The 21,305-nt window shown below is 73.5% G+C and carries 24 protein-coding genes; 14 read left to right on the top strand and 10 right to left on the bottom strand.

The genetic code is table 11. The annotated features are described in order from the left end of the window. Positions 1-8: 8 nt before the first annotated feature. The 3 genes from ACZ6PY_RS03050 (at position 9) to ACZ6PY_RS03060 (ending at position 1,798) form a co-directional block, all read left to right on the top strand. Positions 9-491: a hypothetical protein gene (locus tag ACZ6PY_RS03050; RefSeq protein ID WP_466068696.1), complete on the top strand. Its 483-nt coding sequence runs from the start codon at positions 9-11 to the stop codon at positions 489-491. Positions 492-728: 237 nt separating this feature from the next. Next, positions 729-1,145 carry an ester cyclase gene (locus ACZ6PY_RS03055; RefSeq protein ID WP_466068698.1) on the top strand — a complete coding sequence of 139 codons (417 nt, stop codon included), beginning with the start codon at positions 729-731 and terminating at the stop codon, positions 1,143-1,145. A 155-nt stretch (positions 1,146-1,300) separates the two neighbouring features. Next, positions 1,301-1,798 (top strand): GNAT family N-acetyltransferase, encoded by a 498-nt coding sequence (locus tag ACZ6PY_RS03060; RefSeq protein WP_466068700.1) that lies wholly within the window; start codon positions 1,301-1,303, stop codon positions 1,796-1,798. A gap of 21 nt (positions 1,799-1,819) precedes the next feature. Here ACZ6PY_RS03060 and ACZ6PY_RS03065 read toward each other — a convergent pair whose 3' ends face one another. Then, on the bottom strand, positions 1,820-2,557 hold the full coding sequence (locus tag ACZ6PY_RS03065; protein ID WP_466068702.1) for a class I SAM-dependent methyltransferase: 738 nt from the start codon (positions 2,555-2,557) through the stop codon (positions 1,820-1,822). Between the two features lie 251 nt (positions 2,558-2,808). Here ACZ6PY_RS03065 and ACZ6PY_RS03070 point away from each other — a divergent pair, with 251 nt between their 5' ends. Next, on the top strand, positions 2,809-3,585 hold the full coding sequence (locus ACZ6PY_RS03070) for an HAD-IIB family hydrolase (RefSeq protein ID WP_466068704.1): 777 nt from the start codon (positions 2,809-2,811) through the stop codon (positions 3,583-3,585). A gap of 41 nt (positions 3,586-3,626) precedes the next feature. On the opposite strand, the gene ACZ6PY_RS03075 is transcribed toward ACZ6PY_RS03070, so the two are convergent. Then, positions 3,627-4,472, bottom strand: a complete 846-nt coding sequence (locus ACZ6PY_RS03075; protein ID WP_466068706.1) for an SDR family oxidoreductase — start codon at positions 4,470-4,472, stop codon at positions 3,627-3,629. Between the two features lie 121 nt (positions 4,473-4,593). Here ACZ6PY_RS03075 and ACZ6PY_RS03080 point away from each other — a divergent pair, with 121 nt between their 5' ends. The 3 genes from ACZ6PY_RS03080 (at position 4,594) to ACZ6PY_RS03090 (ending at position 7,976) form a co-directional block, all read left to right on the top strand. After that, positions 4,594-4,950 (top strand): winged helix-turn-helix transcriptional regulator, encoded by a 357-nt coding sequence (locus ACZ6PY_RS03080; RefSeq protein WP_466068708.1) that lies wholly within the window; start codon positions 4,594-4,596, stop codon positions 4,948-4,950. Between the two features lie 95 nt (positions 4,951-5,045). Beyond that, positions 5,046-6,845, top strand: coding sequence for an adenylyl cyclase (locus tag ACZ6PY_RS03085; RefSeq protein ID WP_466068710.1), 1,800 nt, complete (start codon positions 5,046-5,048; stop codon positions 6,843-6,845). A 252-nt stretch (positions 6,846-7,097) separates the two neighbouring features. Continuing rightward, entirely contained in the window at positions 7,098-7,976 is an 879-nt protein-coding gene (locus tag ACZ6PY_RS03090; RefSeq protein ID WP_466068712.1) for a trypsin-like serine protease, read from the top strand. A gap of 66 nt (positions 7,977-8,042) precedes the next feature. Here the strand turns inward: ACZ6PY_RS03090 and ACZ6PY_RS03095 are convergent, their stop codons facing one another. Together ACZ6PY_RS03095 and ACZ6PY_RS03100 are read right to left on the bottom strand one after the other, a co-directional pair. Continuing rightward, positions 8,043-8,636 (bottom strand): ClpP family protease, encoded by a 594-nt coding sequence (locus ACZ6PY_RS03095; RefSeq protein ID WP_262287003.1) that lies wholly within the window; start codon positions 8,634-8,636, stop codon positions 8,043-8,045. Positions 8,637-8,772: 136 nt separating this feature from the next. Further along, the gene (locus ACZ6PY_RS03100) at positions 8,773-9,345 is read right to left on the bottom strand and encodes a helix-turn-helix domain-containing protein (RefSeq protein WP_466068714.1); all 573 of its coding nucleotides are present in this window, start codon (positions 9,343-9,345) and stop codon (positions 8,773-8,775) included. A gap of 163 nt (positions 9,346-9,508) precedes the next feature. Between ACZ6PY_RS03100 and ACZ6PY_RS03105 the strand changes: the two genes are divergently transcribed. After that, positions 9,509-10,522 (top strand): potassium channel family protein, encoded by a 1,014-nt coding sequence (locus ACZ6PY_RS03105; RefSeq protein WP_466068715.1) that lies wholly within the window; start codon positions 9,509-9,511, stop codon positions 10,520-10,522. A 31-nt stretch (positions 10,523-10,553) separates the two neighbouring features. On the opposite strand, the gene ACZ6PY_RS03110 is transcribed toward ACZ6PY_RS03105, so the two are convergent. Then, complete coding sequence (locus ACZ6PY_RS03110; protein WP_466068717.1) at positions 10,554-11,039, bottom strand: MarR family winged helix-turn-helix transcriptional regulator; 486 nt, start codon at positions 11,037-11,039, stop codon at positions 10,554-10,556. 86 nt (positions 11,040-11,125) lie between these two features. On the opposite strand from ACZ6PY_RS03110, the gene ACZ6PY_RS03115 reads away from it, so the two are divergent. After that, a complete protein-coding gene (locus tag ACZ6PY_RS03115) occupies positions 11,126-11,773 on the top strand; it encodes an FMN-dependent NADH-azoreductase (protein ID WP_466068718.1) in 648 nt (215 codons plus the stop codon). A gap of 68 nt (positions 11,774-11,841) precedes the next feature. Here ACZ6PY_RS03115 and ACZ6PY_RS03120 read toward each other — a convergent pair whose 3' ends face one another. From ACZ6PY_RS03120 to ACZ6PY_RS03130, 3 genes are all read right to left on the bottom strand, one after another. After that, positions 11,842-12,876, bottom strand: a complete 1,035-nt coding sequence (locus tag ACZ6PY_RS03120) for a 2-oxoacid:ferredoxin oxidoreductase subunit beta (protein WP_466068720.1) — start codon at positions 12,874-12,876, stop codon at positions 11,842-11,844. After that, positions 12,869-14,716 carry a 2-oxoacid:acceptor oxidoreductase subunit alpha gene (locus ACZ6PY_RS03125; RefSeq protein ID WP_466068722.1) on the bottom strand — a complete coding sequence of 616 codons (1,848 nt, stop codon included), beginning with the start codon at positions 14,714-14,716 and terminating at the stop codon, positions 12,869-12,871. The genes ACZ6PY_RS03120 and ACZ6PY_RS03125 overlap by 8 nt, the downstream gene beginning before the upstream one ends. Positions 14,717-15,004: 288 nt before the next feature. Beyond that, positions 15,005-16,441, bottom strand: a complete 1,437-nt coding sequence (locus ACZ6PY_RS03130) for a hypothetical protein (protein ID WP_466068723.1) — start codon at positions 16,439-16,441, stop codon at positions 15,005-15,007. A 129-nt stretch (positions 16,442-16,570) separates the two neighbouring features. Between ACZ6PY_RS03130 and ndhC the strand changes: the two genes are divergently transcribed. Beyond that, a complete protein-coding gene (gene ndhC / locus ACZ6PY_RS03135) occupies positions 16,571-16,948 on the top strand; it encodes an NADH-quinone oxidoreductase subunit A (protein WP_154229793.1) in 378 nt (125 codons plus the stop codon). A gap of 6 nt (positions 16,949-16,954) precedes the next feature. Here ndhC and folP read toward each other — a convergent pair whose 3' ends face one another. Further along, on the bottom strand, positions 16,955-17,824 hold the full coding sequence (gene folP, locus ACZ6PY_RS03140; protein WP_466068725.1) for a dihydropteroate synthase: 870 nt from the start codon (positions 17,822-17,824) through the stop codon (positions 16,955-16,957). A 174-nt stretch (positions 17,825-17,998) separates the two neighbouring features. Here folP and ACZ6PY_RS03145 point away from each other — a divergent pair, with 174 nt between their 5' ends. The 4 genes from ACZ6PY_RS03145 to ACZ6PY_RS03160 are packed head-to-tail and all read left to right on the top strand — an operon-like array spanning position 17,999 to position 20,501. Next, positions 17,999-18,697 (top strand): DivIVA domain-containing protein, encoded by a 699-nt coding sequence (locus ACZ6PY_RS03145; RefSeq protein ID WP_466068727.1) that lies wholly within the window; start codon positions 17,999-18,001, stop codon positions 18,695-18,697. Next, positions 18,694-19,191 carry an SRPBCC family protein gene (locus tag ACZ6PY_RS03150; protein ID WP_466068729.1) on the top strand — a complete coding sequence of 166 codons (498 nt, stop codon included), beginning with the start codon at positions 18,694-18,696 and terminating at the stop codon, positions 19,189-19,191. The genes ACZ6PY_RS03145 and ACZ6PY_RS03150 overlap by 4 nt, the downstream gene beginning before the upstream one ends. Positions 19,192-19,238: 47 nt before the next feature. Then, the gene (locus ACZ6PY_RS03155; RefSeq protein WP_466068731.1) at positions 19,239-19,823 is read left to right on the top strand and encodes a DNA-3-methyladenine glycosylase I; all 585 of its coding nucleotides are present in this window, start codon (positions 19,239-19,241) and stop codon (positions 19,821-19,823) included. 54 nt (positions 19,824-19,877) lie between these two features. Further along, entirely contained in the window at positions 19,878-20,501 is a 624-nt protein-coding gene (locus ACZ6PY_RS03160) for a hypothetical protein (RefSeq protein ID WP_466068733.1), read from the top strand. Between the two features lie 10 nt (positions 20,502-20,511). Here ACZ6PY_RS03160 and ACZ6PY_RS03165 read toward each other — a convergent pair whose 3' ends face one another. Further along, a complete protein-coding gene (locus ACZ6PY_RS03165; protein WP_466068735.1) occupies positions 20,512-21,303 on the bottom strand; it encodes an enoyl-CoA hydratase/isomerase family protein in 792 nt (263 codons plus the stop codon). Positions 21,304-21,305: the final 2 nt, after the last annotated feature.

The following is a 21,305-nucleotide window of genomic DNA, read 5'->3' on the forward strand; positions in this document are numbered from 1 at the left end:
GTGACGCGATGCGGCGGGAGCTTGCGCGGAACCAGCTATCGCGGTTTGTCGTGTGGACTGGCGACGACGGGCCGGTGGCGGCTGCGGCGGGTGTTGTTGGCGTGGAGTATCGGGGCCGGCTAGGCCACCCCTCCTCGTACGGCTTGCTCATGGCGCGTGCCACGGACTCACTCGGTGTCCAGTTCGACATCCGGCCCACGTCGCTTGCCCTGTCGGTGCCGTGCGATGAGGTTGCGCTTGGGCTGACCGAACCCGAGTACCGGGCGGCGCTGTTTGCCGCTGGTCTTGTTCTTGGCAGGGGGTTGGTGATCACAGGCGTAGGCGAAGGCCAGGTCGGCTCATCCGTTGTGGTGTTCACCCGGCTTGCCGCGGTTCTCTCCGTACTGCTGGCTGTCGGTCCCGGATCCGTTGACGACGCGGAACTGTGGGCGACCTGGGACGAGCCTTGGCGTGCCCGTCGCGTGCCCGATACGGCGGCCAACGGCGGGTGACCGCGGTCAGGGGTGAGAGTGACGGCCAGGGCGTGACCTGCAAGGGGAGCAGGTAGGCGGACTAACGCAGGCCGCTGATCGACAGTGCCTAAAACCGTGTGTCGCAGGTTCGAATCCTGCCGGGGGCACCAGCTCAAAGCCTTGATCACCGATCAACGTGCTCGTCACCTGGTGACGGCACGCACAGGGCGGACGCCTCGCCGTCTCGGAACGATCCCGTGGGACAGGATTGAGCCCGTGAGCCACGATCCAGTCTCGGTGGTCCGGGAGTTTCTTGAGGTCGTCCGCTCGGGAGCCGATCCCGGTCAGGCCGACCGGCTGATGGCGACCGCGGTGACCGCCCACCAGGTGCAGGCCGAGAACCCGGCGACGATCACGCGCACTCCGGGGGAGTACGCCGAGCATGTCGAGGAGATGCTCGCGGCCTACGGGCCGTTCCGGCTGGAGATCGACGAGTTGTTCGGCTCCGGCGACAAGGTGTACGCGCGGTGGACCCAGGCCGGGGTCCACGTCGGGACCGTGGACGGGCTGGCGCCCACCGGCCGGCCGGTCGTCCAGGTGACCAGCTGTGTGTACCGGGTCGCCGACGGCAGGATCGCGGAGTACTGGATCCAGATCGACCGGTGGGGGCTGCGCGCGCAACTCGCTGCCTGACGCGGCGGGCCACAGATCGTGACGGCGACCCTGGTCCTCGGCCGCGGGCGTTCAGCGGGCTGGCTCGGCTGCGCTCTGCTGGCCCGCGGTCTCCTCGTGGTGCTGTACTCGTTGCCGGAGGCCTCGTGGATCAGAGGCGGGGAGGGAGTCGCTCGATGGCCGACATCATGATCCGACCGATGACGGCGGAGGACGCCGACGCGGTGCTGGCGATCTACCAGGCCGGGCTCGACGCCGGCGACGCCAGCTTCGAGATCACGGCGCCCACCTGGCCGGAGTTCGACGCCGCCCGGCTGCCCGACCACCGGTTCGTCGCCGTCGACGGCGACGGCGCAGTCATCGGTTGGGTCGCCGTCTCGCCGACCTCGACCCGTGCCGTGTACGCGGGCGTGGTGGAGCACTCGGTGTACGTGAGCCCCGCCGCCCAGGGGCGGGGCGTCGGCCGGCTGCTGCTGGACGCGCTGATCGCCGCCACCGAGGCGGCCGGCGTGTGGACCGTGCAGTCCGGTGTCTTCCCCGAGAACACGGCCAGCCTCGCCCTGCACCGCCGGGCGGGCTTCCGGGTCGTCGGCACGCGGGAGCGGGTCGGCCGGCAGCACGGCCGGTGGCGGGACGTCGTCCTCCTGGAACGGCGCAGCCCGGCGGTCGACTGACCGCGCGGGCGGCGCCGCCGGTCAGCCGGGCAGGCGATAGACGGAGACGTGGGACCGGGACTCCGCCGTGAACTCGGCTCCGGACCAGTCCGCGTGCCTCGACTCCAGCTCGAACCCGGCCAGCTGGCCCATCAGGTCCAGCTCGGCGGGCCAGATGTAGCGGTGCGGGCTGCGGGACAACCGCGCCTCGCGGCCCTCGCCGAACCGGAAGTGGTGCGACACGACCTGCTGGCGCAGCACGTCGTAGGTGTCCAGGCCGATGTATCCGGGATCGGCGTGCCACACCGTCGCCCCCACGCCCGGGGGCAGCTTGCGCAGCTCGGGCACCCACAGCTCGATGACGAACCGCCCGCCCGGGCCGAGGTGGCGGGCCGCGTTGCGGAAGCAGGCAACCTGCTCCGCCTGGTCGAGCAGGTTGGAGATGGTGTTGTAGACCAGGTAGACGAGGGTGAAGTCGCCGGGTGCCGTGGCCGTCGCCATGTCGCCGACGACCACCGGGATCGTGGCCTCGTCGGCCTTCGTCCGGAGCTGCTCGACCATCGGTACGGACAGCTCGATCCCGGTGACCGGCACGCCGCGTTCCGCCAGCGGGACGGCCACCCGGCCGGTGCCGATGGCGAACTCGAGGGCGCGTCCGCCACCGGCGAGCGCGGCGAGGCGGTCCACCGTGGGTCCGAGGACCTCCGGCGCGAACATCTCGGTGCCCGGCGTGTCGTAGTGCTGGGCGGTCTCGGCGTCCCAGATCTCGTCCTGTCGCACGGTGTCACGATCTCCGTCGATGCCGGCCCGGTGCAACGCGTTTTCGGGTGCGTACCGGGCGGCGGCCGCGGCTGACGGGCCTCCGGAACCGGCCGAATTCCCCCGGTCCGCGCTGTTAACCTGCGTGCGAGGGGCTGCGCTGTGTGGTCGGCGGGCCCCGACCGGGCGCCAGCCCCGGGCCATCGGGGTGGCAGTGGGTCAGTCGGTACCCTGCTAGTCCTGGCCTGCCCGCGACGACATGGTGGTACTTCGTGAACGATCTTCGAGTGGTGGCGTTCGACCTGGACGACACGCTGGCGGTTTCCAAGTCCCAGATCGATCGTCGGATGGCGCAGCTCCTCGGCCACCTGCTCACCGAGGTGGATGTGCTGGTCATCTCCGGTGGCCGGTTCGAGCAGTTCCAGACCCAGATGCTCGCGCATCTCGACCTGACCGAGGAGCAGCGCGGCCGGCTGCACCTGATGCCGACGTGCGGCACCCGCTACTACCGATGGCTGGACGGGGACTGGCGGCAGGTCTACGCCGAGGACCTGAGCGAGGCCGACAAGGTCCGGGTCGTCGCGGCGCTCACGGAGTCGGCGCAGGCACTCGACCTCTGGGAGCCGAAGACCTGGGGCGACATCATCGAGGACCGGGGCAGCCAGATCACCTTCTCGGCACTGGGCCAGTCCGCGCCGCCGGCGGAGAAGTACGGCTGGGACCCGGACGGCAGCAAGAAGAAGCGGTTGCGGGACGCGGTCGCCGCGAAGCTGCCCGACCTGGAGGTCCGGGGTGGCGGCTCGACCTCGATCGACGTCACCCGTAAGGGCGTGGACAAGGCGTACGGCATGCGGAAGCTGCTGGAGTGCCTGGACCTGAAGATCGACAACGTGCTCTTCGTCGGTGACCGGCTCGACGTGGGCGGCAACGACTATCCGGTGAAGGCCATGGGCATCCGGTGCGTCGCCGTCACCCGCTGGGAGGAGACGGCCGACTACGTGGAGAGCCTCGTCGACGACCTGGTGAAGCTGCGGACCGAGCCGGCCTGACCGCCGGCCCGGATCGAGGGACGGCGGCCGGGGCCGGGCGGTCAGAGGGCGGCGCGGATCGCCTCGGCGAGCGTGGTGGGGGTGCGGCCGAGCAGCCGGGCCAGGTCGTCGCCGACCTCCAGCTCGCCCTGGGCGATGCCCCGGTCGGCGTCGGCGAGCAGGGCCGCGTACCCCTCGGGCACGCCGGCCTCGACCAGCAGCTCGGTGTACTTGTCCACCGGCAGGTCGAGGTAGGAGACCGTGGCGCCGGCCTGCCGGGAGACCTCGGCGGCCAGCTCGGTCATGGTGAACGGGGTGCCGCCCAGCTCGTACACCGCTCCGGCCTGGTCCGCGGCGGTGAGCACCGTCGCGGCGGCCGCGGCGTAGTCGGCGCGGGTGGCGGCGCTGACCCGCCCGTCACCGGCCGCGCCCGCGACCCCGTGGCGGAGGTACGTGGGGAGCTGGCCGGTGTAGTTCTCCAGGTACCAGCTGTTGCGCAGGAACACGTGCGGCAGGCCTGAGTCGCGGATCAACTGCTCGGTCGCCTGGTGTTCGGCGGCGAGCGCCAGCGTGGAGGTGTCCGCGTTCGCGATGCTGGTGTAGACGATCAGCCCGGCGCCGGCCTCCCGGGCGGCGGTGACCACGTTGCCGTGCTGCACCACCCGCCGGCCGACCTCGCTGCCGGAGACGAACATCAGCTTCTCGGCGCCCGCGAAGGCGGCCCGCAGCGATCCGGGGTCGTCGTAGTCGGCCCGCCGGGTCGCCACGCCCCGCTCGGCGAGGCCGGCGAGCCGGTCGGTGTCCCGGCCGAGCGCCACGATCCGGTCGGCGGGTACGCCCCGGTCGAGCAACGACTCGACGATCAGGCGGCCGAGGGGGCCGGTGGCGCCGGTGACGACGATGGACATGAGTACTCCCTGGTGTGGCGACGTCAGCTGTCTTCCCTGGCCAACGGGAACAACTCCCCATTACTTCCCGTTGGAGAGTAGGCACCTTCAAGTTCGATACGCACTGAAAGCGAGTGGCCACGTGCAGGCGGACCCGTTCAACCGGAACTGCGGCAGCCGGAAGGTCCTGGACCGGATCGGCGACCGCTGGAGCGTGCTGGTCGTGCTCACCCTCGCCGGCGGCGACAGGCGCTACGGCGAGTTGGCCGAGCGCATCGACGGGATCAGCCAGAAGATGCTCACCCAGACCCTGCGCGGCCTGGAGCGCGACGGCATCGTCACCCGCACCGTGCACGCCAGCGTGCCGCCACGGGTCGACTACGCGCTCACCGACCTGGGCCGCAGCCTGCTCGACCTGGTCGCCGGCCTGGAGGCGTGGGCCACCACCCACCTGGCCGAGGTGGAGGCCGCCCGGGCCCGCTACGACGCCCGGGGCTAGTTCCGGAACCGGGGCGGAGTCTGGCGGGATCGATGTCGATGCGGTAGGAACGCGCAGAGAGCGCTCTCCGTCCCCATCACCGAACAGGCAGGCAGATGAGACCAGTAGACCCCTCCCGCCGCCGCTTCCTCGCCCTCACCGCCGCCTCGGCGGCGTCGGTCACCGCCCTCGGGCTCCCGGCTGCATCCGCCGCCGCGTCGCCGGCCGGCCACGGCCACGAGGACGGCGCCGAGCCCGATTTCGGCCCCAACGTCTTCGTGTACGACCCGGCCACCCCGGTGGAGGAGATCCAGTCCACCCTGGACCGGCTCTTCGCCGCCCAGGAGCACAACGAGATGGGCTTCGACCGGTACGCCGTCCTGTTCAAGCCCGGCCGGTACGAGGTGAACGCCCGGCTCGGCTACTACACGACCGTGGCGGGCCTCGGCGCGCACCCCGATGACGTGGAGATCCACGGTGCGGTGCGGGTCATCGGGCAGCCCGACCCGAACTCGCAGGCCGGCATCTCCGCGCTGACCAACTTCTGGCGCTCGGTGGAGAATCTCGCCGTCAGCCCCACCGACTGGTCGAACCAGTGGGCGGTCTCCCAGGCGTCCCCGATGCGCCGGGTGCACATCAAGGGCATCCTCTGGCTGGAGCCCGGCAACGGCGGCTTCTCCAGCGGCGGCTACATCGCCGACTCCAAGGTGGACGGAATCACCATCAACGGGTCCCAGCAGCAGTGGCTGACCCGGGACAGCGAACTCGGCGGCGACTGGACCAACGGGGTCTGGAACCAGGTCTTCTCCGGCGTCGTCGGCGCGCCCGCGCAGGGCTTCCCGGACCCGCCGTACACGACGCTGCCGACCAGCCCGGTGACCCGGGAGAAGCCGTACCTCTTCGTGGACGGCGCGGGCCGCTGGCGGGTGGCCGTTCCCCGGCTCCGCCGCGACACCGCGGGCACCACCTGGGCCGCCGGCGCCCCGCCGGTGCCGTCGCTGCCGCTGTCCGACTTCTTCATCGCCAAGCCCACCGACTCGGCCAGGCGGATCAACCAGGAACTCGCGCGGGGACGGCACCTGCTGCTCACCCCGGGTGTCTACCGGCTGGAGCGGGCGTTGCGGGTCAAGCGTCCGGACACCGTCGTGCTCGGCCTCGGCATGCCGAGCCTCGCCCCGACCACCGGCGACGCCGCCCTGCGCGTCGAGGACGTGGACGGCGTCCGGATCGCCGGCGTGCTGGTCGACGCCGGGCCGGTCGAGTCGGACGTGCTCGTCGAGGTCGGCAACCGGCACAGCCACCGGTCGCACGCCGGCAACCCGATCTCGCTCCAGGACGTCTTCTTCCGCATCGGCGGCCCGTACGCGGGCCGGGCGGTGACCAGCCTCGTGGTGAACAGCCGGCACACCCTGATCGACAACATCTGGGCCTGGCGCGGCGACCACGGCAAGCCCGGCACCATCGGATGGACCGTGAACACGGCCGACACCGGAGTGGTGGTCAACGGCGACGACGTGACCGCGTACGGGCTGTTCGTCGAGCACTACCAGCGCTGGCAGACCATCTGGAACGGCGAGCGCGGCCGGACCGTCTTCTACCAGAGCGAGCTGCCCTACGACCCGCCGAGCCAGGCGGCCTGGCGCAGCCCGACCGGCAACGGCTGGGCCTCCTACAAGGTCGCCGACCACGTGCGCGAGCACGAGGCGTGGGGGCTGGGCGTCTACTCGTACTTCAACCAGCAGGTGGACATCCGCTGCGACCGGGCCATCGAGGCCCCGCGGCGGGCCGGCGTGCGGTTCCACGACGCGATCACCGTGTTCCTGGACGGCAGCGGCGGCATCGAGCGCACCGTCAACGAGGCCGGCACCCCGGTCGTCGGCTCGTACGGCACCAGCCCGGTGGTCAGCTACCCCTGAGCCGCCCGGCAGGACCCCCGGCCGGCTCCACCCACGGCCGGCCGGGGGCGACCGGGCGATGTAACGAGAATTGGTCGGAACACGCTGCGGCCCGCACCCCGTGCGGGCGCGCGGTGCCGGTCATAGGCTCGCGTACATCGAGGACCGGCGCTCGCGGCCACCCCGGACGGGGTGTCGGACGCGATCTGAGGGGGCGTGTCCGCCGCCGGCCGCCGTCGCCGGCCCGGACACCAGCTCGCACCGGAGGACTCTTTGCGTCGTTCCGCACTTCTCACCTGCCTGGGCGCCGCCACGCTGGCGGCGGTCCTGGCCGGCGCCGGCCCCGCGTCGGCCATCAACACCTACCACGCCCAACCCGCGCCGGAGCGCACCGAGGTCGGCGCCATGCTGGCCCTCTGGGACCGCGACGGCGACGGTGTCTCGGAGACCATCGACTGGTACTGCTCCGGCACCATGGTCGACCGGAACACCTTCCTCACCGCCGCGCACTGCACCACCGACTGGTCGCCCGGCGTGCGCTTCTTCGTCTCGCTGGCCCAGGACGTGCAGGGCGCGCTCGACGCGGCCAGGGCCGCCGGCCTCAGCCCGGCGCAGACGGCCGCCCAGGTCGGGGTCGAGGGCACCGAGCACACCAGCCCGGACTACCCCGGCAACTCCGCCGACGCACACGACATCGCGGTCATCGAGTTCTCTGACGGTCAGGCCGCCGAGCTGGCGAAGCGGTGGCCGTTCACCCCGGCGACGCTGCCCGCCGCGGGCCAGCTCGACGCGCTGGGCTCCCGCGCGCTGGACGCCGCGACCTGGGTGGTCGCCGGCTACGGCACCGAGGAGGCCGCCCGCGGGCCGGGCGGGCAGACCCACCCCGGCGGCGGCGTCCGGAACAAGGCCGAGGTCGGCTTCAACGCGTTGAACAAGACCTGGGTGCGGCTCGCGATGAACGAGAGCCGCGGCTACGGCGGCGCCTGCTACGGCGACTCCGGCGGCCCGAACTTCGTCACCATCGGCGGTCAGCGGGTGCTCGCCGCCACCACCATCACCGGCGACGGCCCCTGCTACGCGACGAACGTGGCGTACCGGCTGGACGCGCCGACCGCGCGGGCCTTCCTCGACGAGTTCGTCGACCTGCCCTGAGCTGACGCACGACCGGCGGCCGGCGGGAGCACCCCGCCGGCCGCCCCCGTCCGTCGGCCGTCCCGCTCAGGCGGGAAGCTGCTCGGCGCGGGTGACCACCTGGTCGATCAGCCCGTACTCGCGGGCCTCCTCGGCCGTGAACCAGCGGTCCCGGTCCCAGTCGCGCTGGATCTCGTCCAGCGTGTGCCCACTGTGCTGGGCGATGAGCTCCTGCATGGTCCGCTTCACGTGCAGCATGTTCTCCGCCTGGATGGTGATGTCGGCGGCCGTACCGCCCATCCCGCCGGACGGCTGGTGCATCATCACCCGCGAGTGGGGCAGCGCGAACCGCTTCCCGGCCGCGCCGGCGCAGAGCAGGAACTGCCCCATCGAACCGGCCATCCCGAGGGCCAGCGTGGCCACGTCGTTCTTGACGTAGCGCATGGTGTCGTAGACGGCCATCCCGGCGCTGACCGAGCCGCCCGGGGAGTTGATGTAGAGGAAGATGTCCCGCTCCGGGTCCTCGGCGGCCAGCAGCAGGATCTGCGCGCAGATCTGGTTGGCCGAGGCGTCGGTGACCTCGGTGCCGAGGAAGATGATCCGCTCCTTGAGCAGCTTCTCGAAGACCCGGTCGCCGAGGGTCGGTTGCCCCTCGTCCAGCATCCAGATGCCGTATCCCATGACCTGACCACCCTCCGTGCCGCCGGTGGGCGAGGGACCGCCCGGCAACCGGCGGTCTCCAGCCTCCGGCGGCCGGCGGCCCGCGGCCCAGCGTTTCTGCCCGGGGCAGATCCGCCGTGGGCAGAACCGGCCGGGCCTAGGCGGCGGCCAGCCGCCGCCGGCCCGCCCGGGCCCGCCGCCGGGCCAGCGTGACGGAGGTACGCGGACGGTGGCGGGCGGCCGGCGCGGAGGGAATCAGCCAGATCCGGGTGCCGGTGCCGAACACGGTGGGGGAGGCGTACCCGAGGTCCGGGCCGACCGGCGCGGGCCCGGTGCCCGCCGGCCCCAGCCCGCCCCCGAGCAGCGGGGTCGGCGTGGCCGGCCGCCGGGTGGCGTGCAGCCGCGGCCCGCCGACCCGCAGGTGCGGCCCGGTCCGGGTGGCCGGCACCCGGTCGAGCCGGGCCAGCGTCACCCCGGGGGCCACCGGCGCCCGCCGCTCGACCCGGCGCAGCTCGTCGCGGGCCTCCTCCAGCAGGTCGGAGAGGTGGATGCCGAGGGCGCGGCAGATCGCCGCGAGCACCTCGGAGGAGGCCTCCTTGCGGCCCCGTTCGACCTCGGAGAGGTAGGGCAGGGAGACGCCGGCCGCCAGCGCCACCTCGCGCAGGGTGCGGCCCTGACGCAGGCGCACCCGGCGGAGCACCCCACCGATCACCCGTCGCAGCAACGACATGCGGGCCTCCTCGCGGTCGTCGTCTCCCGGACCTCCCCATCATGCCCCGTCCCGGCGACGGAGACCGGCCCGGGCGGGCCCGCACCTCGCCCCGGCAGGCCGGAGACGGGCGTACCCGCTATGTTGTGGGCGTGCAGGCGACGGTGGCGGAGCAGGGCCGACGGTGATCCATTTTCCCGCGCAACGGCGGGGGCCGCTGAGCGCGCTGAGTCTGCGCCTGCTCGCCGCCCTGGGCCTGGTCCTCGCCGTGGTGGCGGCGGTCTGGATCGACCGCGACGGCTACCGCGACGTCAACGAGGACGGCCTCACCCTCCTCGACTGCTTCTACTACGCGGTGGTCTCGCTCTCCACCACGGGCTACGGCGACATCACCCCGGCCGCCTCCTCGGCGCGCCTGGTGAACGTCCTGTTCGTCACCCCCGCCCGGGTGCTCTTCCTGATCATCCTGGTCGGCACCACCCTGGAAGTCCTGACCGAGCAGTACCGGACCGGCCGTCGCCTGACGCGGTGGAGGAGAGTCGTGAAGGACCACGTGATCATCTGCGGCTACGGCACCAAGGGCCGTAGCGCCGTCTCCGCGCTGCTCGAGAACGGTCTGGACAAGTCCAAGATCGTGGTGGTCGAGCGGAGCGGCGCCGCGCTGCGGCAGGCCACCTCGGCCGGGCTGGTCGCCATCGAGGGCTCGGCCACCCGCTCGTCGGTGCTGGAGGAGGCGCACGTCCGCACCGCCAAGGCGGTCATCATCGCGACCGACAGCGACGACGCCTCGGTGCTGGTGGCGCTGACCGTCCGGCAGCTCACCGCCGGCCAGGTGCGGATCATCGCGGCGGTCCGGGAGGCGGAGAACGCGCCGCTGCTCAAGCAGAGCGGGGCGCACCACGTGATCGTCTCCTCGGCGACGGCCGGCCGCCTGCTCGGCCTGTCCACCACCGCTCCGCCGCTGATCGACGTGGTGGAGGACCTGCTCACCCCCGGCCAGGGCATGGCGCTGGCCATGCGCTCGGCCGAGCGCAGCGAGGTGGGCCGGTCGCCTCGTGAGCTGGAGTCGCTCGTCATCGCCCTGGTCCGGCGGGGCAAGGTGGTCGCGCTGAACGACAAGGCCGGCGCGGTCATCGAGACCGGCGACATGCTGGTCCACGTCCGGGACGACCGGCCGCAGTCCGCCGCGACGGTCTGACCCTCTCCCCACGCGCCCGCCGGCTCGGCGGTCAGCAGATGGCGTCCGGCTCGTCCCCGGACGCCTCGACACAACTGAGCGGGCGCCCGCTGGTCGCCCGGCGGAGCAGTTCGTAGAGGGTGTCCCGCTCGGCCGGCTGCAGCGCGCCGAGCACCTCGTCCTCGACCCCGGCCAGGGCACACTCGGCCTCCCGCAGCCGCTTCGTGCCCGCCGCGGTCAGGCTCACCACGTGGCGCCGGCGGTCCTCGGGTGACCGCCGCCGCTCGACCAGGCCCTCCGCCTCCAGGTCGTTGAGCAGCCCGACCACGTTCGTGCCGTCGATCTGCAGCGTGCCGGCCAGCGCCTGCTGACCGATGCCGCCCGACTCCCGCAGCACGGTGAGCGCGACCAGGTGCCGGGGGCGCAGGCCGAGGGGCGCCAGCACCGACTCGGAGCGCAGCCGCATCCGCCGGGCCAGGTGGTCGAGCAGCGGCCCGGAGCGGTGCTCCGACTCCTCCTCGACCGGCACGCCTGGCATGTGACCCAGTTTACGCACGGCGTGGAACATCGGCCTGCTATAAATGGTTGGCGCTACACAAACGATCTGTGGAGGGTTAACCGCACATGGCACACCTGTTGTACATCGACTCCAGCATCCGGGGCGAGCACTCGGTCAGCCGGCGGCTCACCGCGCGGGCCGCCGCCGCATGGCGTGCCGCCCACCCGGGCGGCACGGTCACCCACCGCGACCTCGGCCGGGAGCCGCTGCCGCACCTCGACGAGGCCGGTGGCCTGGCGCGGATGGTGCCGGCGGAGCAGCACACCCCGGCGCAGAGCGCGTCCTGGCAGCTGAGCGAGCAGCTGGTGGACGAGGTGAAGCGGGCCGACACGATCCTGCTCGGACTGCCGCTCTACAACTACGGCGCGCCGAGCAGCGTGAAGACCTGGGTCGACCACCTCATCGCGCCCGGCATCGCGTACGACCCGGCCACCGGTGCCGGCCTGCTCGGCGGGCGCGAGTTCATCGTGCTGGGCACCCGGGGTGGCGGCTACGGCCCGGGCACCCCGCGCGAGGGCTGGGACCACGCCGAGCCCTGGCTGCCGCACGGCCTGTCGATGACCGGCCTGGAGCCGCGCTTCATCTCGGCCGAGCTGACCCTGGCGCCGGTCACCCCGGCCATGGCCGAGCTGATCCCGCTGCACGAGCAGAGCCTCGCCGCGGCCGAGCGGGCCATCGACGAGCTGTGGGTGCCGGCCGCCGCGGTGGCCTGACCCGACGACGACAGGGCGGGCCGTCCCCTCGGGGGAACGGCCCGCCCTTCTCGGTCGTCAGGGACGCGTCAGAGGATCGTCCAGGTGTCGCCCGCGGACAGCAGCCCGGCGAGCTGCTGCTCCGGGGTCTGGTCGACGCCGGCCTTCGCCGCCGCGACCTGCTCCTGCACCACCCGGTCGTAGGAGGAGCGGGTCACCGAACGGAACACGCCGATCGGGGTGTTCCGCAGGTCCAGACCGGGCAGCCGGGACAGCGCGAACGCGTACGCCGGGTCGGCGACCCCCGCGTCGTGCACCACGATGTCCTCGGCCGGGGTGGCCGCGGTCTCCCGGACCTCCAGCCCGAAGCCGCCCGGCGGGTGGACGACGCAGAACTGGCCGTCCTTGCCGAAGGTGATCGGCTGCCCGTGCTCCAGCCGGATGAGGAAGTCGTCCCGGGTGGCCGGCTCCTTGAGCGTGTCGAACGCGCCGTCGTTGAAGATGTTGCAGTTCTGGTAGATCTCCACGAACGCGGAGCCCTCGTGCTCGGCGGCGGCACGCAGCACCGACTGGAGGTGCTTGCGGTCCGAGTCGATGGTCCGGGCCACGAAGGTCGCCTCCGCGCCGAGCGCCAGCGACAGCGGGTTGAACGGTGCGTCCGCCGAGCCGACGGGCGTCGACTTGGTGATCTTGCCGATCTCGGAGGTCGGCGAGTACTGCCCCTTGGTCAGGCCGTAGATCCGGTTGTTGAACAGCAGGATCTTCATGTTGACGTTGCGGCGCAGCGCGTGGATCAGGTGGTTGCCGCCGATGGAGAGGGCGTCGCCGTCACCGGTGACCACCCAGACCGACAGGTCCGGCCGGCTCACCGACAGGCCGGTGGCGATCGCCGGGGCGCGGCCGTGGATGGAGTGCATCCCGTAGGTGTTCATGTAGTACGGGAAGCGGGACGAGCAGCCGATGCCCGAGATGAAGACGACGTTCTCCCGCGGGATGTTCAGCTCCGGCATGAAGCCCTGCACGGCCGCCAGGATGGCGTAGTCACCGCAGCCGGGGCACCAGCGCACCTCCTGGTCGGACTTGAAGTCCTTCGCGGTGAGCTTGAGGGCGACGGGCTCAGACATTCTTCAGGACCTCTTCCAGCATCGTCTCCAGCTCGGCGGCGGTGAACGGCAGGCCGCGGACCTGGTTGTAGCCGATCGCGTCGACCAGGTACTTCGCCCGGATCACGTGGGCGAGCTGGCCGAGGTTCATCTCGGGGATGACCACCCGGTCGTAGGCGCGCAGCACCTCGCCGAGGTTGGCCGGCATCGGGGCCAGGTGGCGCAGGTGGGCCTGGGCGATGGAGAGCCCGCGCTGCCGCAGGCCCCGGCATGCCGCCCCGATCGGCCCGTACGTCGAGCCCCAGCCGAGCACCAGCACCCGGGCGTCGCCGTCCGGGTCCTCCACCTCGACGTCCGGCACCGGGATGGTCTCGATCCGGGCCGCCCGGGTGCGCACCATGAAGTCGTGGTTCGCCGGGTCGTACGAGATGTCGCCGGTCTTGTCGGCCTTCTCCAGACCGCCGATCCGGTGCTCCAGACCCGGGGTGCCCGGGATGGCCCACGGCCGGGCGAGGGTCTCCGGGTCCCGCAGGTACGGCAGGAAGGTGGTGCCGTCCTCGCCGTTGGGCCGGCTGGCGAACTCGACCCGCAGGTCGGGCAGGCTGTCCACGTCCGGCAGCAGCCACGGCTCGGAGCCGTTGGCCACGTAGTTGTCGGACAGCAGGAGCACCGGGGTGCGGTAGGTCAGCGCGATCCGGGCCGCCTCCAGGGCGGCGTGGAAGCAGTCCGCGGGCGACTTGGGCGCGATCACCGCGACCGGGGCCTCGCCGTGCCGCCCGTACAGGGCCATGTTGAGGTCGGCCTGCTCGGTCTTGGTGGGCATGCCGGTGGACGGCCCGGCGCGCTGCACGTCGACGATGACCAGCGGCAGCTCCAGCGCCACGGCCAGCGAGATCGTCTCGCTCTTCAACGCGACGCCCGGGCCGCTCGTGGTGGTGACCCCGAGCGAGCCGCCGTACGAGGCGCCCAGCGCCGCGCCGACCGCCGCGATCTCGTCCTCGGCCTGCATGGTGACCACGCCGAGCTTCTTGTGCTTGCTCAGCTCGTGCAGGATGTCCGAGGCCGGGGTGATCGGGTACGCACCCAGGAAGACCGGCAGCCCGGAGCGGACGCCGGCGGCCACCAGGCCGAGCGACAGCGCCGCGTTGCCGGTGATGTTCCGGTAGGTGCCCGGCAGCATCTTCGCCGGCTTGACCTCGTAGCGGACGGAGAAGTCCTCGGTGGTCTCGCCGAAGTTCCAGCCGGCCCGGAAGGCGGCCACGTTCGCCGCGACCAGCTCGGGACGGGCCGCGAACTTGCGCTCCAGGAAGCGCAGCGTCGACTCGTACGGGCGCGAGTACATCCAGCTCAGCAGGCCGAGCGCGAACATGTTCTTGGCCCGCTCGGCGTCCTTCTTGGACACCTCGTGCGCGGCCAGCGCGCCGATCGTCATCGAGGTCAGGGCGACCGGGTGCACCACGTAGCCGGCGAGGGAGTCGTCGTCGAGAGGGCTTGTCGCGTAGCCCACCTTGGCCAGGTTGCGCCGGGTGAACTCGTCGGTGTTGACGATGATGTCCGCCCCGCGCGGCAGGTCGGCCAGGTTGGCCTTGAGCGCGGCCGGGTTCATCGCCACCAGCACGTTGGGCGCGTCACCGGGGGTGAGGATGTCGTAGTCCGCGAAGTGCACCTGGAAGCTCGACACGCCCGGCAGGGTGCCGGCGGGAGCCCGGATCTCGGCCGGGAAGTTGGGCAGCGTGGAGATGTCGTTGCCCAACTGCGCCGTCTCCGAGGTGAACCGGTCACCCGTGAGCTGCATGCCGTCGCCCGAGTCGCCGGCGAACCGGATGACCACCCGGTCCAGTTGACGGATCTGCTTGGTCACGCCCGCACCTCGCTTCGCTGAGCGCCGTCGCACGGGCGGCTGAACGTGATGGTGACTCCGCCTTGCCCGGCCACGTGCCCTCCTAGACGCGCTGCTGCCGCCGGCCGTCCATCGATGGGTTCGGCCCGCTTCATCTCTCACGTCAGAGCCTACGTCGGTCCCTTAGGGCCACCTTGGTGGAGGTCCGACGTATGGGACCTGATCGGGCCGTTGTATGCCCGGCTTTGCGGCCTTTAGTACCGCAGCCCGTAATTCAGATCACCGCAACCGGCCGGACACACCCGTCACTCACTCCTCGACGGGGCGGGCGACTGGCTCCGCGGCCGCGGCTCCCGTGCGGCGGCGCAGCGAGGTGGTCGCCAGGGCCAGCGCGAGCACCACCAGCAGGCCGGAGACCGCGATCAGGGTCACCGCGGTCCGGTGCACCGAGGTGACGCCGTCGTCGGTGGCCGGCCCGGCGGCGGCCACCACGCCCTGCGACCCGGTCGGGGTGGGCGCCCCGACGGGTGGGGTGGCCAGCGCGGCCGCCGCGGTGATCCGGAAGCTCATCTGCACCTGCCGGTCGCGCCCGCTGCGCGGGTCCAGCCGCGCGACGACGGCGCCGGCCAGCGGGGCCCGACGCTGGGCCTCCGCCGAGGCGGTCACCGGCAGGCTCAGGCTGACGGTGCGGCCGGCCGGGACGGTGCCCAGCTCGCACCGGGTCCGGTCGGGGCCCGCCGGGGCGCAGCCGGCCGGCGGATCGGTGACGCTCACCCCCGCGGGAAGGACCACGTCGACCCGGCCGGCGGCGTCGACCTCGCCGGTGTTGCCGAGGCGCACGCCCAGGGTGCTCGGGGCGCCGCTGATGTCGAAGCGGACCTCGTCGGCGCGGAGCGAGATCCCGGGCACCGGCGGCCCGGGCGGGAAGAGGACCGCGAAGCCCTCGTCGTCGCCGGCCGGGCCGGCGACACCGGGCGCGGTGGCGGTGACCTGGACCGACCCGCTCAGCGGCATGGACCGCCAGGCGGTGCCGCCGACCCGCACGCGGATCGAGGCGCGGAACTGGGCGCCCGGGGCCGTGGTCCACCCGCCGCAGTGGTAGCTGCTCCCGCCGGCGGCGGCGCAGCCCGGTGTGCCGGCGTCGGTCAGGCCGGGCGGCAGGGTGTAGCCGAGGCGGATCAGCTCCGGCCGGCCGCCGGTGTTGGTCACTGTCACCCGCAGGGTGGTCACCGTGCTGTCCGCGTTCCAGTAGGCGGGGGTGAGCACGACGTCATCGGTGGTGACCCGCACGCCGAGCGGCCCGCCCGCCGGCTGGCCCGGCCGCGGCGGGGACACCACGGGCGGCGGCCCGGCCGAAGGGGGAGGCGGCGCGGTGGTGGGCGCCGTGGTGGTGGGCACCGGTTCGGCGGCCGTGGTCGTCGGCGCCGGCGGGGTGCTGGTCGGCGTCGCCGGCGTGGTCGGCGGCACCTCCTCGGTCGGCGGCGGGCTGGTGGGCTCCGGCTCCGTCGCCGTGGGGTCCACGGTCGGTGTCGCCTCGGTCGGGTCGGTGCCGGGTTCGCCGCCGGGCTCGCCCGGGTCACCCGGATCGGCCGCCCGGACCACGGCGGTCACGGTCGGCGAGGCCGCCGCCCAGGCCGGCCCCACCGCGACGGCCGCCGCGATCCCGGCGAGCAGCGCGGGCACGAGCAGCGCGGGGGCGCCGCGGAGCGCGGCGCGCCGGGCGGGCCGTACGCGGGGGCGGGCCATCTGTCCTCCGTGACGCTCAGTGAGGCCTCATTATTTGGCAACACTTGCCTTCGTGCACTAGTCCCGCGAGGAAACAAATCCGTAACGTGTTCGGGGCGGCCCGACGGCCCGACCGGTAGGCTGCCGACCGTGACCGGTTACCTCGGCTCGTACGCCACGCTCGGTCTCCTGCTCCTCGCCGCCGTGCTCTTCTTCGTTACGGCGTTCTCCGCCAACCGGGTGTTACGTCCCGGTCGCCCGGCCGATCCCTGGGGCAAACGGGCCACCTACGAGTGCGGTCTCGATCCGGTCGGCGGCGACTGGGCGCAGATGCAGATCCGCTACTACGTCTACGCCTACCTCTACGTGCTCTTCGCCGTGGAGGCGGTCTTCCTCTTCCCCTGGGCGCTGGTCTTCGACCGGCCCGGGTTCGGCGTGACCACCGTGGTGGAGATGGGCGTGTTCGTCGCCGTGGTGGCGCTCGGCATCCTCTACGCCTGGCGCCGGAACATCCTCCGCTGGACCTGACCCGGCTCAGGCCAGTCCGCGGCGGGTCACGGCCGGCGGCCGGTCCCCCCGGATCGACGCCACCATGTCCAGCACCCGGCGGGTCTCGCGGACCTGGTGGGCGCGGAACACCCGGGCGCCGAGCCAGGCCGAGACGGCGGTGGCCGCCAGGGTGCCCTCGAGCCGCTCGGGCACCGGCAGGTCCAGCGTCTCGCCGATGAAGTCCTTGTTCGACAGCGCCACCAGCAGCGGCCAGCCGGTGCCGGCCAGCTCGCCCAGCCGGCGGGTGATCTCCAACGAGTGCCGGGTGTTCTTGCCGAAGTCGTGCGCCGGGTCGATCAGGACGCCGTCCGGCCGGACGCCGAGGCCGACCGCGCGCTCGGCGAGGCCGGTGACCGTCGCGACCACGTCGGCCACCACGTCGTCGAACGCGGCCCGGTGCGGCCGGGTGCGCGGGGCGAGCCCGCCGGCGTGCGAGCAGACCAGCCCGGCGCCGGTCGCCGCGGCGACCCGGGCCAGCGCCGGATCCGCTCCCGACCAGGTGTCGTTGAGCAGGTCGGCGCCGGCCGCCACCGCCTCCACGGCCACCTCCGCGCGCCAGGTGTCGATCGAGATGACCACGTCCGGGAAGGCGGCCCGGACCGCGGCGATGGTGTCCACCGTGCGGCGGATCTCCTCGGCCACGTCGACCTCGTCGCCCGGCCCGGCCTTCACCCCGCCGATGTCGATGATCTCCGCGCCCTCGGTCACCGCCCGCTCGACGGCGCGCAGCGCGCTGTCCTGCGCGAACGTGGCGCCCCGGTCGAAGAACGAGTCCGGCGTGCGGTTGACGATCGCCATCACGACGAGGTCGCCGGGGGAGAAGGTCCGCCCGCCGAGCCGCAGCGCCCCGGTCATGCCCGCCTCCTCCGCGCCGATCTTCCCCGGTCGACCCCGACGCTATCCGGTTCCGCCCGGCCCGGGCCGCGCGGCGTCGCCGTGCCCCGCCCGCCCCGACAGCCGGCGGCGGCGATTCCGATCGGAGGCGGCGGAGGGCTCGCCCGATCCCCGCCCGCATGCCACGATCTCCCCATGGGTGAGGTTCTGCTCCTCTTGGTCGTCGCGCTGACCGTGGCGGCGGTGGTGTTCGGGGTGACGGTGCTGGTGTCCGGGCGGGATCCGGGCCTGGCGCCGGTCGAGCCGGACGGCCGGGCCGTGCCGCTGCCGGGCAGCCGCCCCCTGGACGAGTCCGACGTCGCCGAGGTGCGCTTCGACACCGCGCTGCGCGGCTACCGGATGGCGCAGGTCGACGCGGCGATGCGCCGCGCCGCCTACGACATCGGCTACAAGACCGAGCTGATCGGTGTGCTGGAGGCCGAGAACGCCGCCCTCCGCGAGGGCCGGACCGAGGAGGCCGACGCGCTGCGCCGGGCCCGCGCGGAGGCCGCCGCGACCGGTTCGGAGGTCGAGGCCGCCCCGTCGCCGGCCCCCGCTCCGCCCGCCGCCGGGGTCGAGCCGCCGAGCGCCGAGGCCGGCGTGGCCGAGGCCCCGGCCGCCGCCGCCGTCGAGGACGTGGCCACCCTGCCGTCCGCCGCCCCGGCCACCGGCGGGCCCGCCCCCGTCGCCCCGGTGGCGGCCCCCGTCGACCGGACACCGCCCGAGGTGGGCCTCCGGCCGCCCACCGACCCGACCGACCGCGACCCCGGTGCGGCCACCCGCGACGACGACCCGACCGCCGACTCCGACTCCGACTCCGAGCGCGGGCCCGTGGTCCGCTCGGAGTCCGCGTGACCGGCGCCGACGGTGGTGCCGGCTTCGCCGAGGCGGCGCAGCCCGGGGCCGCCGAGGTCACCGCGTCGGTGATCGTCGAGGCGCCGGCCGAACGCGTGTTCGCCGCGTTGACCGCCTGGGAGCGGCAGTCCGACTGGATCCCGCTCACCACGGTCCGGGTGGTCGAGGGGGACGGCGGCGAGGGGAGCCTGGTCGAGGCGGTCACCACGATCGGCCCGGCCGTGCTCCGCGACGAGATGCGGGTGGTCCGGGTGGACGCGCCGTACGAGGTCGGCGTGGTGCACTGCGGCAAGCTGCTGCGCGGGCCCGGCGTGCTGCGCTGCACCCCCATGGAGCGGAACCGCACCCAGGTGGTCTGGCACGAGTGGTTCCACCTGCCGGGCGGTGCGGCCGGCCGGGTGGCCTGGCCGGTGCTCTGGCCCGGCTCGAAGTTCAGCCTGACGCAGGCGTTGAAGAAGTTCGCCCGGCTGGTCGAGCAGGGCCGGCTGCCCTGACCACCGGTCGCCGCCCGTTGTCGGTGGGCTGACCTACCGTGTACGGCGTGACTGACCTGGTGACCGGCGCCGACGGGCTGCCCCGCTGCGCCTGGGGGGCGAGCACCCCGGACTACGCCGTCTACCACGACGAGGAGTGGGGCCGGCCGCTGCGCGGCGACGACGCGCTCTACGAGCGGCTGACGCTGGAGGCGTTCCAGTCCGGCCTGTCCTGGCTGACCATCCTGCGCAAGCGGCCGGCGTTCCGGCTCGCGTTCGACGAGTTCCGCATCGACAAGGTCGCCGGCTACGGCGAGGCCGACGTGGCCCGGCTGCTGGCCGACGCGGGAATCGTCCGCAACCGGGCCAAGGTCGAGGCGGCCATCGCCAACGCCCGGGCGGCCCTGGCGCTGCCCGACGGGCTCTCCGCGCTGCTCTGGTCCTACGCGCCCCCGCCCCGGGCGGCCCGGCCGCGGTCGTTCGCCGAGGTGCCGGCGCTCACCCCGGAGTCGACCGCGATGGCCAAGGCGCTCAAGAAGAGCGGCTTCCGCTTCGTCGGCCCGACCACGGCCTACGCGCTGATGCAGGCCACCGGCATGGTCGACGACCACCTGGCCGGCTGCCACGTGGCCGGCGACCGACCGGGGGCGTGACCCGACGCCGGACGCGGCGGGACCGGGCCCGGTCCGACGTGATGGTATTGGGACATGACCGACACCCAGCCGCGGACGAGCGGGACGATCGAGGGCGGCACGGCCCCGGGCGCCTGGGCGGTGCTGCTGCCCGCCGAGCGCTACGAGGCCGAGCGGCTCGTGCACCACGACACGCTGGAGCTGACCGGGCTCGACGAGGCCGCCGGGCCCCGGCCCGGTGACCCGGTGGCGGTGCTGGTCGACGAGCCGCTGCGGCTGGTGGCGCTCGGCCGGGTCGCGGCGGCCACCGGGGAGACCCGGGAGGACCCGGACGACCCGCAGTCCGAGGCCGGTCCGGGGGTGCTCGCGGTGACGTACACCCGGCGGGTCCTGGACGAGCCGGTGCCGGTCGCCGGCCTGGCCCTCGACGGGCCGGTCACCGGGCTCGACCCGGGCCGTTTCCGGGAGCTGGCCGACCGGATCGGCCCGCCGCCGGCCCGCCGTTCCTGGCTGGTCAGCCTCGACCTGCCGATCGAGGCGGCCTCACCCGCCGAGGCCGTCCGGCTCTTCTGGGCCTACGTGCAGGAGCTGGGCCCCCGCGAACTCCCGGCCTTCGTCTCGCCGGCCGGTGACGAGCTGGCCATGCAGGCGTTCGTGCTCGGCGCCGAGGCCAACCAGGATCCCGAGGAGGACGACTGACCGCGACGGGTCAGCGGCCCTCGAAGACCGGCTTCTGCTTGTTCACGAACGCCATGGTGGCGGCCCGGTGGTCGGCGGTGGCGCCGCAGATCGACTGGGCCTGGGCCTCGGCGGCCAGCGCGTCGGCCAGGGTGCCGGCGTCGGCGATGGAGAGCTGGCGCTTGATCGCCCCGTACGCGACGGTCGGGCCGGCGGCGAGCCGGGCGGCCAGCTCCTGCGCGGCCGGGAGCACCTGCTCGTCGTCGTCGACGAGCCGGGTGAGCAGGCCCAGCCGGCAGGCGTCCTCGGCGCCCACCGGCTCGGCGAGCATCAGCAGCTCGACGGCCTTGGCGTGGCCGACCAGCCGGGGCAGCGTCCAGGAGGCGCCGGTGTCGGCGGCCAGCCCGACGCCGGCGAAGGCCATCAGGAACCGGGTCTTCGGGCCGCCGATGCGGAAGTCGGCGAGGAACGCCAGCGAGGCACCGGCGCCGGCGGCCATGCCCCGGACCGCGGCGACCACCGGCTTGGGCAGGTTGGCCAGCCGGGCGGCGATCGGGTTGTAGTGGGCCCGCACGGTGCCGAGCGGGTCGGCGTCCGCGGCCTCCAGCGTCTGCACGTGCTCCCGCAGGTCCTGCCCGGCGCTGAACGAGCCGCCCGCGCCGGCCAGCACGACCGCCCGGCAGGACCGGTCGGCCTCCAGCTCCGCCAGGGTGTCCCGGAGCGCCTCCTTGAGCGCCACGTCGAGCGAGTTCATCGCCGTCGGGCGGTTCAACGTCAGGGTGACGACGGCGTCGGTGCGGTCGACGAGCAGCGGCTCGGTCACGT

Source organism: Micromonospora sp. NPDC048907 (assembly GCF_055586885.1).

Bases quoted from the DNA above. Each gene is read 5' to 3' on its own strand.
- ACZ6PY_RS03050 (WP_466068696.1), top strand. From the start codon at position 9: ATGCGGCGGGAGCTTGCGCGGAACCAGCTATCGCGGTTTGTCGTGTGG.
- ACZ6PY_RS03060 (WP_466068700.1), top strand. From the start codon at position 1,301: ATGGCCGACATCATGATCCGACCGATGACGGCGGAGGACGCCGACGCG.
- ACZ6PY_RS03075 (WP_466068706.1), bottom strand. From the start codon at position 4,472: ATGTCCATCGTCGTCACCGGCGCCACCGGCCCCCTCGGCCGCCTGATC.
- ACZ6PY_RS03085 (WP_466068710.1), top strand. From the start codon at position 5,046: ATGAGACCAGTAGACCCCTCCCGCCGCCGCTTCCTCGCCCTCACCGCC.
- ACZ6PY_RS03095 (WP_262287003.1), bottom strand. From the start codon at position 8,636: ATGGGATACGGCATCTGGATGCTGGACGAGGGGCAACCGACCCTCGGC.
- ACZ6PY_RS03100 (WP_466068714.1), bottom strand. From the start codon at position 9,345: ATGTCGTTGCTGCGACGGGTGATCGGTGGGGTGCTCCGCCGGGTGCGC.
- ACZ6PY_RS03110 (WP_466068717.1), bottom strand. From the start codon at position 11,039: ATGCCAGGCGTGCCGGTCGAGGAGGAGTCGGAGCACCGCTCCGGGCCG.
- ACZ6PY_RS03115 (WP_466068718.1), top strand. From the start codon at position 11,126: ATGGCACACCTGTTGTACATCGACTCCAGCATCCGGGGCGAGCACTCG.
- ACZ6PY_RS03120 (WP_466068720.1), bottom strand. From the start codon at position 12,876: ATGTCTGAGCCCGTCGCCCTCAAGCTCACCGCGAAGGACTTCAAGTCC.
- ACZ6PY_RS03130 (WP_466068723.1), bottom strand. From the start codon at position 16,441: ATGGCCCGCCCCCGCGTACGGCCCGCCCGGCGCGCCGCGCTCCGCGGC.
- folP (WP_466068725.1), bottom strand. From the start codon at position 17,824: ATGACCGGGGCGCTGCGGCTCGGCGGGCGGACCTTCTCCCCCGGCGAC.
- ACZ6PY_RS03145 (WP_466068727.1), top strand. From the start codon at position 17,999: ATGGGTGAGGTTCTGCTCCTCTTGGTCGTCGCGCTGACCGTGGCGGCG.
- ACZ6PY_RS03160 (WP_466068733.1), top strand. From the start codon at position 19,878: ATGACCGACACCCAGCCGCGGACGAGCGGGACGATCGAGGGCGGCACG.